We start from the raw sequence: 11390 nt of genomic DNA on the forward strand, positions 1-11390 counted from the left end.
ACCCTGTATCACGGCGTCACCCTGGGCGGAACCTCCTGGGCCAAGGAGAAGCGCCACCCGACTCTGGGCAACAATGTGGTTGTCGGTTCAGGAGCCAAGATTCTCGGCCCGTTCACCGTCGGCGACAACAGCAAGATCGGCTCGAACTCGGTGGTGGTCAAAGAAGTGCCGCCCAACTCGACGGTGGTCGGTGTGCCCGGCCGGGTCGTTTTTACCGATGGCCAGAAACCCGAGCCAAGGGCCGACCTGGAGCATGGCCAGTTGCCCGACCCCGAGGCCAAGGCCATTTCCTGCCTGTTTGACCAGCTTCGTGCGCTGGAAACCAAGGTTAAAAAGCTGACCGAGCAGCAGGCTGCCAAGCCGGTTAAGAAACCGGCGCCAGCGAAAAGAAAGACAAAGAAGGCGGAATGAGACTTTCGACCAAGGCCCAGTACGCGGTTCGAGCCATGGTGAGCCTGAACCTGCATGCGCAAGGGGCACCGGTAGCACTCAAGGACATATCAACGCGGGAGGAGATTTCCCTGTCCTACCTCGAACAGCTGTTCGTCAAGCTGCGCCGCGGCAAAATCGTCGACAGCGTCCGGGGGCCCGGCGGCGGATACGTTCTGGCCCGGCCCGCCGACCAGATTCGGGTCGACGAAATTATCATGAGTGTTGAAGAGTCGCTGGTTCCTGTTTCGTGCATGGACAACGACGGCAGCTGCAGCTGCAAATCCCAATGTGTCACCCAGAGCGTCTGGCAGGGGCTGGGAGGGCGGATTCGCAATTTTCTGGCGTCCATCACCCTGGCGGATCTGACCCGGGAAGCCGAAGCCAAACTCAGTTCTTGACCTTTATAAAGCACTATCCGAAATACCGAGACCAGGAGGACGAGTAGTGAAACGCATTTACATGGACAACAACGCCACCACGGCAGTCCGCCCCGAAGTTCTGGAGGCCATGCTGCCGTTTTATCGAGAACAGTTCGGCAACCCGTCCAGTGTCCACTGGGCCGGGCGGGCGGTAAGCGGGGCGGTGGAAAAAGCCCGCGAGCAGGTCGCCAGGCTGATCAACTGTTCAGCGGCCGAAATCGTTTTCATCTCCTGCGGCAGCGAAGGGGACAACATGTCCCTCAAGGGGACGGTGGAGGCGCTGCGCGACAAGGGGGATCACATCATTACCACCACGGTGGAGCATCCTGCCATTCTCGAAACCTGCAAGGCCCTTGAAAAGCAGGGGATCCGGGTGACCTACCTGCCGGTCGATCACAACGGCATGCTCAACCTGGCCGAACTCGAGGCGGCCATTACCGACAAAACCATCCTGATCTCGGTCATGTGGGCCAACAACGAGACCGGCAACCTCTATCCCGTCGAGGAGATCGGTGCCATCGCCCGCAAGTACAAGGTGCGTTTTCATACCGATGCGGTTCAGGCTGTCGGCAAGGTTCCCGTCGACGTGCAGAAAGCCAACGTCGACCTGCTGGTGATCTCCGGGCACAAGATCGGCGCCCCCAAGGGGGTCGGCGCCATATACATCCGCCGCGGCACCCGCCTGAGCCCCTTCATGCACGGCGGCCACCAGGAGCGCAACCGGCGGGCCGGCACCCATAACGTGGCCGGGATCGTAGGGCTCGGCGTGGCCTGCGAACTGGCCGGCAGCCATCTCGGCGAAGATGTCGCCCACATCCGCCGCCTGCGTGACAAGTTGGAGCAGGGGATTCAAGCTGCGATCCCCGAAATCAAGCTCAACGGTCATCCCGACCCGGACCTGCGCCTGCCGAATACGTTGAATGTCAGCTTTGCCTACATCGAAGGGGAGTCTCTGCTGCTTAATTTCGACATGAAAGGGATCGCCGCTTCCTCCGGTTCGGCCTGCACTTCCGGCTCGCTGGAGCCCTCCCACGTCATGGGAGCGATGTGCGTCGACGTGGTTCTGGCCCATTCAAGCACCCGTTTCAGTCTCGGCCTCGATAATACCGAGGAAGATGTCGATTACGTGCTGGAGGTGCTGCCGCCGATCGTTCAGCGTCTGCGGGAGATGAGTCCCCTGTATAACCGCAAGGAACCGATGACCTGCGAAGAGTGTCAGATCATAAGAAAAGTTCACTAGGTCAGCCGGTTGCTGTCCTGTATTTAAAGAACAGGTTTAAGTAAAGATAAAGGAGAAACTCATGTATTCTGACAAGGTTATGGACCATTTTTCCAACCCCCGCAACGTGGGTGAAATCGAAAATGCCGACGGTGTCGGCGAAGTCGGCAACGCTTCTTGCGGCGACATCATGAAAATTTTCCTCACGGTTGAAGACAACGTCATCAAGGATGTCAAGTTCAAGACCTTCGGTTGCGGTGCGGCGATTGCGACTTCGTCGATGGTGACTGAAATGGCCATCGGCAAAACGATTGAAGAGGCCCTTGAGTTGACCAATGCCGCAGTGGCCGAAGCCCTGGACGGCTTGCCGCCACAGAAGCTGCACTGTTCCAATCTGGCCGCCGATGCGCTGCATGAGGCGATCAAGAATTACAAGGAAAAGCACGGGGAATAGTAATTGGTGATAAGTTATTTGTGATTGGGGCAATCTCAAGCAAGGCGATTCATCATGATCAGTCGGGAGGGCTTTTACCTATTCAGGGAAAGCCCTCCCTTTCTCTTGTGACCCTCGTATCCAGATCAAATCACCAATCACTAATTACTGAATTACAGCTATGACAATGAATAAAAAACGCATCGTCGTCGCCATGAGCGGCGGCGTCGATTCAAGCGTGACCGCGGCGCTGCTCAAGGAACAGGGCCACGAAGTGATCGGCATGACCATGCAGATCTGGGACTATTCCTCGTTTGCGGCGAAGAATGGCGAAACCTTCGGCACCTGCTGTTCACTCGATGATGTCTACGATGCCCGGAGGGTGGCCGAAGAACTCGATATTCCTTTTTACGTGGTCAATTTCGAAAAGGATTTCCAGCGGCAGGTGATCGACCGTTTCTGCGACGATTATTTTTCCGGCCGCACCCCGAATCCCTGTGTCCTGTGCAACCAGGTGCTCAAGTTCGAGCTGCTGCTGCGCCGGGCCCGTGAGCTCGAAGCGGATTATCTGGCCACCGGCCATTACGCCCGCATCGAACGGGCAGGGGAGCGTTGGGCCCTGCGCAAGGGGCTCGACCCGGCCAAGGATCAGAGCTATTTTCTCTTCACGCTGACCCAGGAGCAGATGCAGCGGGTCAGCTTTCCGCTCGGAGGGATGACCAAGGACGAGGTGCGCGGCCACGCCGCCCGCCTGAACCTGCGGGTGGCCGAGAAGGCCGAGAGCCAGGATATCTGTTTCGTCCCCGATGGCGACTACGTGCGGTTTCTCGAAGAAGAACGGGGCGCCGGCAAGATGGACGGCGAGATCGTCCACGTCGCCTCCGGGCAGGTGCTCGGCCGCCATCAGGGGTTCTACCGCTACACCATCGGTCAGCGGCGAGGGCTGGGTCTGGCCTGGCCCGAGCCCCTCTACGTGGTCGGTATCGATGCCGGCCGGCGGCAAGTGCTGGTCGGCGAAAAGTCGCACCTGGCGGTGGCCGGACTGACCCTGCACCAGGTCAACTGGGCGATTGCCGAACCATCGGAACCGCTGCGGACGGCCTGCCGGATCCGCTACCGTCACCACGAAGTGACGGCCACGGTCACTCCCCTGCCTGACGGCCGGGCCGAGGTGCTCTTCGACGAGTCACAGAACGGCGTGACTCCAGGCCAGGCAGCGGTCTTTTACGACGGGGACCGGGTGGTCGGCGGAGGATGGATCGAGTGAGTCGCACCGTAGCCATCGCCACTCTCGGCTGCAAGACCAACCAGTTTGAGTCGGCCGCCATGGAAGAGCGCCTGCAGGAGACCGGCTTCGAACTGGTCCCTTTCGAGGCCGGCGCCGCCCTGGTCATCGTCAACACCTGCACGGTGACCTCTGCCACCGATTCCCAGTCGCGCAACCTGGTCCGCCGGGCCCGCCGGCTCAACCCCGCCTGCCGGGTGGTGGTCACCGGCTGCTATGCCCAGGTTGATCCCGAGGCATTGCGCCGCATCCCCGGCGTGGCCGTGGTGCTGGGCAATGCCGAAAAAAAGGATTTTCTCCGCTACCTCGAAACCGACGCCAGCGAAGCGCTCGTCTGTGTTTCGGATATCGCTGCCGAAACAGAGGCGGTGCCGTTGTCGCTGACCACTTTTGCCGAGCGCAGTCGGGCATTTCTGCAGATCCAGAACGGCTGCGACGCCTTCTGCTCCTACTGCATCATCCCCTATGCCAGGGGCCGCAGCCGCTCGGTGGAGCCGGGAGAAATCCTGGGCCAGGTTCGGACCCTGGCTGACAGCGGTTATCCCGAAGTCGTTCTGACCGGCATCCACATCGGCGGTTACGGCGTCGATCTTTCCCCGCCGACCTCGCTGCTTGACCTGGTTCGCCGCATCGAGCTGGAAACGGACCTGCCGCGCCTGCGCCTCGGTTCGGTCGAGCCGACCGAAATCCCCGATCCACTGATCGAGCAGGTGGCCGGGTCAAGCGTCCTCTGCCACCATTTTCACATCCCCCTGCAGGCCGGCAGCGACGAGGTCTTGCGGCGTATGAACCGTCACTACGACACCCGCTTTTTTCGCGAACTGGTCGAACGCATCCACGACCGTATTCCCGACGCCGCCATCGGTCTCGACCTGATAACCGGTTTCCCTGGCGAAAGCGAGGCCGAGTTTGCCGAAACCCTGCGGCTGATCGAGTCCCTGCCGGTTTCTCACCTGCATGTCTTCCCCTTCAGCCGGCGCCCGGGCACCCCGGCCGCCAGCATGCCGGACCAGCTGCCGGGGGATCTGATCAAGGCGAGGGCGGCGCAGCTGCGGGAATTGGGCGAGAAGAAACTGCATCAGTTTGCCGGGCGTTTTATCGGAACGGTTCTTGACCTGGTGGTCGAAGGGGGGAGAGACCAAGGGTACTGCCGCGGGCTGAGTCGAAATTACCTTTCCGTCAGGTTTCCCGGTGACGAAGCGCTGCAGGGGCAGCGGGTCGCCGTGAAAATCAGCGGCTGGTCGGAGGGACTGCTGACGGGAGAGCTGGCGTGAGCGACCGTCCTGTCCGCCGTGAGACCCTGGTCGCCGGCAGCGAAGTGCAGGGGCAGCGGCTTGACCGCTTTGTCGTCGATCATCTCGCAGGGGTGTCGCGCAAACAGGTAAAGCGGGCGTTCGACGGCGGGAGGATCTTTGTCGATGGCCGGGTCGAGCGCCGGGCCAACCTGCTGCTCAAGGGCGGCGAAACGATCGCCCTGACCCTCGAGGGAGAGGCGCCGCGCCTGAACATCGCAGAGCTCGAAATCCTTTTTCGCGACGAACATCTGCTGGCGGTCAACAAGCCGGCTGGCCTGCCGTCGCATCCCCTGGTGGACAGACGGATCAATGCCCTCGACCTGGTACGCAGGCGATGCCCGGATCTGCAGCCGATTCTGCTGCACCGCCTGGATATCGATACCACCGGCGTGCTCTTGTTCGCCCTGAGTGCCGAGGCCAACCGCGACCTGGCCCGACAGTTTGCCGAGCGGCAGGTAACTAAAACCTACCTGGCCCTGGTCGCCGGTGCGCCGCCTGAGCAGTTCACGGTCAGTAATTTTCTCAAAGCCGGGGTTCGTGGGCGTACCGTAGCGGTTCGCAGCGGCGGCGACCGGGCGGAAACCGCCTTTCGCACCCTTACGGTCGGCCCAGGCTTCGCCTTGGTCGAAGCCAGTCCCAAAACCGGTCGCACCCACCAGATTCGTGCGCACCTGGCGGGGGAGGGCTACCCTCTGCTCGGCGATCTCCTCTATGGCGGTCCCGTGGCTTTCGTTTTGAACGGGAATCCGCAGCATATCCGCCGCCATCTGTTGCATGCCCTGCGCCTGGCCATCCAGCATCCGGTAAGCCGGCAGTCTTTGATCCTCAGTGCTGCCGCGCCCCTCGATTTTCAACTTTTCCAGCCTGCCTCAGTTTCATCCTCCTAGCTGACCGGCTAAACTACACCGGCCGGCTTGTGTAAGTGGAAAATAATCTTTATTCTGTTGCTCCCATTCGTTGAAAATGGTATTCAATATCTGGCATGACAAAGTCGAGCATGCGTTGTTGAAAATAACCTGTGTTTACGCAAAGGGAGCAAGCCAATGAAGCGAGTCGCGATCTGTCTGTTGCTGGGGGGATTGATTGTCTGGGGAGGGGGCATCGGCGCTGTCGGCAGTACCGAGTCGATGGGCAGCCTTAAGCTGGGGGCGCAGTTGTATGACAACTGGCTGAAGATGACCGGGAAAACCGTCGAGGGCAATCACCCGGCCTATCCGGCGGAAGCCAAGAAAAGCGGGTCTTCCACCTGGCGCTGCAAGGAGTGTCACGGATGGGATTACATAGGCAAGGATGGCCGCTATGCCAGCGGTTCTCATTATACCGGCATCAAGGGGCTTTACGATGTTCGCACTCGGAGCGGTCAGGATTTGCAGCAGGCTATTGCGGCAACCGGAACCCTGCACGATTTCACCGAGTACCTGACCCTCGAAGAAATTGTCAGCCTGGTGCGTTTTATCAACGAAGGTCTGATCGACATCAGTGTGGCTCTTAACGCCGACGGCACCGCCAGGGGGGATGCCGAAGCCGGCAAGCAGCTCTATGCGGCCAATTGTGCGGATTGTCATGGGGCGGACGGCAATGCCATCGATTTCAAGGGGGACAAGGACGGCGTCCAGGGGGTAGGCTACCTCGCTGTGGACAACCCGCAGGAGTCCCTGCACAAGATCCGCTGGGGCCATCCCGGGTCGGACATGCCGTCACTGATCGCCGATGTCGGCCTGGATGACGCCGCGGCGATCAATATCCTCAGCTACAGCCAGACCTTGCCCTAACACGGTTTTTGCCCTGTCGTTAAAAAGCCCCTTCCGAACACATTCGGAAGGGGCTTTTTCATGTGGTCGCCGTGCAGAAAGGCCCATAAGAATCCATGGATGAGCTGTGAGCGTTGCCGCAGGGGCTCAGTCGAGTTGGCTTCGGAGTTTGCCGATCTCTTCGTTGAGCTGCTCGATTTTTCGGTGAATTTCAGGGCGGGGGTCGGTAGCCATGGTAACGACGGCCTTGCGTCCTGTGGTCGGACAGATGGGCGCATTGGCGAGCATCCGGTCATGCTCGGCGTCAATGTCGATCAATACCTTTTCGTAGGCCTGGAGCTCTTCCTGTTTGCAGCTCAACTGAGAGCGAATTTCGTTCTTCGAGGTGGCGGAAGGAAGCAGGTTGACCAGTACGCTGCTTTTGACCTGGTGCAGGGCGGTGCCAGGGCGGGCCGGGTAGAGATAGAGAACGGTCGCAGAAACAATCAGGAAGATCACACGTTTTTTCATGGGTACGAGTCCTCCTTTGGCAAGGGGTTAATGTGCGGGGCTGAACAGCGCGGCAGCTTTGCCGCGCGCAACATCGACTTGTGACAGCAGGGCAATGCCGACCAGAAAAAAGACGGCCAGTGCCAGGATAGAGAGGCGCGAGGAGCCGGTGAAATCGGCAATCAGGGCGAAGACGAGCGGCCCGAAGATCGAGGCGAACTTGCCGCTGATGGCGTAGAATCCGAAAAATTCTGCCGATTTGTCGGCCGGCACCAGGGCCGCGAAGAGTGAGCGGCTGATCGCCTGGCTGCCGCCCAGGATCAGCGCAACGACCAGGCCTAGAATCCAGAATTCCCACCCCTGGTGCATGGTGTAGGCGTATATGGTGACCGCGATGAAAAGGATCAGGCTGAGCAGTACCGAATGCTTGGCCCCATACTGTTCGGCGAGGCGGCCGAACAGGAGCGATCCGGGCATGGCGACAAACTGGATCATCAGAAAGCAGCCGAGAATGCTCCCCTGCGATAAGCCGAGCTCTTCGCGGGCAAAAATAGCCGAAACGACAATGATGGTTTGAATACCATCGTTGTAGAAGAGAAAGGCGAGCAGAAACCGGAGCAGGTCGGGATAGCGGCGGATGTGGGCGAAGGTCTGCAGGTATCCCTTGAAGCCGGTCGGCAGCGGCTCTGGAGCATGGATAAAGACGCCTTCCCGCACATGGCGGAAGGTGGGCAGGGAGAACAGGGCCCACCACAGCCCGGTAATGAAGAATCCGGCGCGGGTTGCGGCACCGCGGTCGGCAAAGCCGAACAGGTCGTATCCCTGGATCAGGGCGAAGGCGAGCAGCAGCATCAGGCCGCCGCCGATGTAGCCGGTGGCGAAGCCGCGGGCCGACAGGCGGTCGAGCTCGGTGCCATCAGCCAGGGCCGGCAGGAAGGCATTGTAAAAGATGTTTCCGGCGGCGAAGCCGATGTTGGCGATTATGAACAACAGGGCGGCCAGCAGGTAGTCTCCGGGGCCGGCCAAGGCCAGCAGGGAGGTCGCGGCGGCTCCGGTCAGGGCGAAGACGATCAGCAGCAGCCGGCGGCGACCCCGCTTGTCGGCGTAGGCTCCGAGGTACGGGGCCGCGAGGGCGACGGCCAGCATCGAGCAGGAGACGGCATAGCCCCAGAGAGCCGAGGCCGGCATGGTGCGGGTCAGACCGAAAAGCGAAAGGCGGGCGCCTTCAGGGGGAACCAGGGCCACGAAATAAACGGGCAGCACCGCGGCAAGAATCACAGTGGCGAAGGCCGAGTTGGCCCAATCGTACATGCACCAGCCAAACCATGCTTTGCGTTTGCTGTCCGCCGTTGTGGTGACCATGATGGGAGGTGACCCCTGATGGAAAGGAGCCGGCAGGGAAAATCTCCCTGCCGGCGAGGAAAATCCGGGTTTAATTGAGCAGCTTTTCGATGGCCTGGAAGTTGGCGCCCGAGATGTAGGTCCCGTTGATCCAGAAATTCGGCGTTCCCGTCAGCCCGAGCAGGTCGGTCGCTGCCTTGTGGATTTCAAAGACGCCGTTGTCGTTGAATTCGGGCAGGGGGATTTCATCGTAGCGTCCGGACATGACGTCTTCGTAGGCATGCATCGGACTTTCCGCCGAGAGGATGTAGCGCACCTTCGATTCGGCGTTGGGGTGCATGCTCAGCGGCAGGAAGAAGATGTAGCGGGTGACGTCGGTACGCTTGGAGAAAAACTCGGAAGCCTTCCGGCAATAGGGGCAGTCAGGGTCGGTGACTTCGATGACCGTGTTTTTACCGGAGCCGATTTTTACCGCCTTGTCCATCGGCAGGTCCTTGAGCTTTTCGCCCATGATTTTACCGATTCGGGCTTTGCTGAGATTTTCGCCTTCCTTGTTCCACAGGTCGCCAACCAGCAGGTGACCGGTTTCGGCTGAGAAATAGAGGATTCTGTTGCCGGAAACCACTTCGTAGAGACCGGCGATTGGGCTGGTGTAGACCCGCTGGAACTCCAGCTTGGGGTAGGTCTGCTTGAGGGTGTCGACGACCTTTTGCGGAACGGTGTCCCCAGCCTGGGCGCAGCCGACCATGGCGACGCCGGCGACGATCGTCAGCGCCAGGGTATTCAGAATATTCTTGATCATTGGCATTTTGTATTTCCTTCCGTACGGCATGTTTCGGTATGACGGGTTATCCACGGCCAGTCTCAACGACGGTTGCCGCGAATTTGTTCGACGTAAGCGCAGTCGGCAGGGAGCCATTGGACGACTTCAACCACCTCGGGGGTGAGCTTGATGCACCCTTCACCGACCTTGAACCGCTTGTGATAGACCTTGCATTCGCGGGTGACGATATCGAGAAAACGACAGGGTATGCTGGTCGGGAGGATCGTGCCATCCCCTTCGATCCATTTTTCAAAACAGCATTGTCCGCAGCGTTTGCACAACTTTTCCCAATTGTCCACGATTTTCCCCGAACGCAATTTCGATATTTTATAGCAGTCCTCATCCCATTGCAATGCGCATCCAATGGAATTAATGTGCTGCGAAGCACTATTTGCCCGACAGGTTGCCCATGATGCCGCGAACCGCTGCCGGAATATCGGCCGGCAGCAGGACGATCTTGGCATTGGGGGCATTGGATATGTTTTTGACCGCCTCGATGTATTTTTCGCCGAGCAGGTACATGACCGGCAGCTCGTTGGCCTGGATTGCCTCGGTGACCTTGGTGATGGCGCGCTGGCTGGCCTCGGCGAGAACGACCTGGGCCTGGGCGTCGCGCTTGGAGGCCTCGAGGCGGCCGTCGGCCTGCAGGATGGCGGCGGATTTTTCCCCTTCGGCCCGGGTGACGGTGGCCCGCCGGCCGCGCTCGGCGGCGGCCTGCTCTTCCATCGCCTTCTGCATGGTTTGCGAAGGGTTGATGTCCTGGATCTCGACGGTTTTCAGGGTGATGCCCCAGTCGGCGATGTCGTCGGAAATGGCTTCTTTGAGTTTCGCCTTGATCATGTCGCGGGAGGAGAGGGCGTCGTCGAGGTCCATTTCGCCGACGATGGAACGCAGCGAGGTCTGCACCAGGGTGCGGATCGCCAGGCGGTAATCCTCGATGCCGTAGACCGCCTTTTCCGGGGAGACGATGTTGATGTAGGCCACCGCGTTGGCGATGATGACGGCGTTGTCTCTGGTGATGACTTCCTGCGAGGGGATATCGAGAACGATGTCCTTGGTGGTGACCTTGTAGGCCACGGTGTCGATGTAGGGGATGATGATGTTCAGCCCCGGCCCGAGGGTGCTGTGAAACTTGCCGAGCCGCTGCACGACATATTTGTTCCCCTGGGGGACGAGGCGGACACCGAGGGAGATGGTGACCACGACCAGTACCAGAAACACGACAACTACAATCAATCCTTCCATTGCTTCAGCCTCCTTGATTTGAATAAAGATAAATTAGCGTGCACGCTTTTCAACGATCAGGGTGTTGCCGGAAACGTCCTTGATGAATACCCGGTCGCCGATCGCCGCTTCCTGCTCGCAGATAAACGGCCATTCGTCGGAACCGAGCAACGGGGTGGTAAACCTTACCGTCCCCCGCTTGCCGTCCCGGGGGACAGCGATGACCTGGCCGCTTTCACCGAGCACCGCTTCGCGGGAGAGCCCAGCCTTGGTGCGGTCGGTCATGCGCGGCTTGAGCAGCTTGAACCAGAGAAAGGTGAAGCCGCTCGAGGCGATGGCCCAGATGAATAGCTGCCAGCTCAGGCTCAGCTCCGGGGCGGCCCACAGGATCGCTCCGACCAGCAGGGCCCCGAGGCCGAACCAGAAGATGGTGAAGCTGGGGATGAACAGTTCAGCCAGGATCAGGATCAGGCCCAGGGCCAGCCAGTGCCAGAAGAGTAGGGTAAAGCTCACAATCGGTCTCCTTGGGGGAAATGTCCTGTTAATTGCTAGAGCGAATGCCCTGCCGGGTATACGCTGTTGACGACCGGGCTGGGCATGTGACATGCTAATGACCGTGTTTTAAAATGAACAATCATTTCAATTAAGTCAAGGCGGCTGACGATGCAGTTGATTCATC

14 protein-coding genes are annotated in these 11390 nt (G+C 59.9%); 8 read left to right on the forward strand and 6 right to left on the reverse strand.

Annotated elements, in window-relative coordinates; translation table 11 throughout:
- The 8 genes from ABYV89_RS09785 to ABYV89_RS09820 all read left to right on the forward strand — a co-directional run.
- Nucleotides 1–411 (forward strand): serine O-acetyltransferase (locus ABYV89_RS09785; protein ID WP_432822770.1); only part of this gene is annotated, 411 nt, incomplete at its 5' end.
- A complete protein-coding gene (locus tag ABYV89_RS09790; protein WP_432822771.1) occupies nucleotides 408–830 on the forward strand; it encodes an Rrf2 family transcriptional regulator in 423 nt (140 codons plus the stop codon). The genes ABYV89_RS09785 and ABYV89_RS09790, both read left to right, overlap by 4 nt.
- 46 nt (nucleotides 831–876) lie before the next feature.
- On the forward strand, nucleotides 877–2091 hold the full coding sequence (nifS, locus tag ABYV89_RS09795; protein WP_432822772.1) for a cysteine desulfurase NifS: 1215 nt from the start codon (nucleotides 877–879) through the stop codon (nucleotides 2089–2091).
- A 61-nt stretch (nucleotides 2092–2152) separates the two neighbouring features.
- Nucleotides 2153–2524, forward strand: a complete 372-nt coding sequence (nifU, locus tag ABYV89_RS09800; RefSeq protein ID WP_432822773.1) for a Fe-S cluster assembly scaffold protein NifU — start codon at nucleotides 2153–2155, stop codon at nucleotides 2522–2524.
- 160 nt (nucleotides 2525–2684) lie between these two features.
- The gene (mnmA, locus tag ABYV89_RS09805) at nucleotides 2685–3770 is read left to right on the forward strand and encodes a tRNA 2-thiouridine(34) synthase MnmA (RefSeq protein ID WP_432822774.1); all 1086 of its coding nucleotides are present in this window, start codon (nucleotides 2685–2687) and stop codon (nucleotides 3768–3770) included.
- Nucleotides 3758–5062 (forward strand): tRNA (N(6)-L-threonylcarbamoyladenosine(37)-C(2))-methylthiotransferase MtaB, encoded by a 1305-nt coding sequence (mtaB, locus tag ABYV89_RS09810; protein WP_432822775.1) that lies wholly within the window; start codon nucleotides 3758–3760, stop codon nucleotides 5060–5062. The genes mnmA and mtaB overlap by 13 nt, the downstream gene beginning before the upstream one ends.
- On the forward strand, nucleotides 5059–5970 hold the full coding sequence (locus ABYV89_RS09815) for an RluA family pseudouridine synthase (RefSeq protein ID WP_432822776.1): 912 nt from the start codon (nucleotides 5059–5061) through the stop codon (nucleotides 5968–5970). Before mtaB ends, ABYV89_RS09815 begins: the two co-directional genes overlap by 4 nt.
- A 156-nt stretch (nucleotides 5971–6126) precedes the next feature.
- The gene (locus ABYV89_RS09820) at nucleotides 6127–6855 is read left to right on the forward strand and encodes a c-type cytochrome (protein ID WP_432822777.1); all 729 of its coding nucleotides are present in this window, start codon (nucleotides 6127–6129) and stop codon (nucleotides 6853–6855) included.
- Nucleotides 6856–6981: 126 nt separating this feature from the next.
- On the opposite strand, the gene ABYV89_RS09825 is transcribed toward ABYV89_RS09820, so the two are convergent.
- The 6 genes from ABYV89_RS09825 to ABYV89_RS09850 all read right to left on the reverse strand — a co-directional run bounded on the left by ABYV89_RS09825 (nucleotide 6982) and on the right by ABYV89_RS09850 (nucleotide 11224).
- Nucleotides 6982–7344: a hypothetical protein gene (locus ABYV89_RS09825; RefSeq protein ID WP_432822778.1), complete on the reverse strand. Its 363-nt coding sequence runs from the start codon at nucleotides 7342–7344 to the stop codon at nucleotides 6982–6984.
- Nucleotides 7345–7371: 27 nt separating this feature from the next.
- The gene (locus ABYV89_RS09830) at nucleotides 7372–8685 is read right to left on the reverse strand and encodes an MFS transporter (protein WP_432822779.1); all 1314 of its coding nucleotides are present in this window, start codon (nucleotides 8683–8685) and stop codon (nucleotides 7372–7374) included.
- 70 nt (nucleotides 8686–8755) lie between these two features.
- Entirely contained in the window at nucleotides 8756–9466 is a 711-nt protein-coding gene (locus ABYV89_RS09835; RefSeq protein WP_432822780.1) for a DsbC family protein, read from the reverse strand.
- A gap of 62 nt (nucleotides 9467–9528) precedes the next feature.
- Nucleotides 9529–9786, reverse strand: coding sequence for a hypothetical protein (locus ABYV89_RS09840; protein WP_432822781.1), 258 nt, complete (start codon nucleotides 9784–9786; stop codon nucleotides 9529–9531).
- Between the two features lie 88 nt (nucleotides 9787–9874).
- Nucleotides 9875–10732, reverse strand: a complete 858-nt coding sequence (locus ABYV89_RS09845; protein WP_432822782.1) for an SPFH domain-containing protein — start codon at nucleotides 10730–10732, stop codon at nucleotides 9875–9877.
- Between the two features lie 33 nt (nucleotides 10733–10765).
- Entirely contained in the window at nucleotides 10766–11224 is a 459-nt protein-coding gene (locus ABYV89_RS09850) for an NfeD family protein (protein WP_432822783.1), read from the reverse strand.
- Between the last annotated feature and the right edge of the window lie 166 nt (nucleotides 11225–11390).

Origin of the sequence: Trichloromonas sp., from assembly GCF_041583255.1 — a bacterium.
Classification (GTDB): domain Bacteria; phylum Desulfobacterota; class Desulfuromonadia; order Desulfuromonadales; family Trichloromonadaceae; genus Trichloromonas.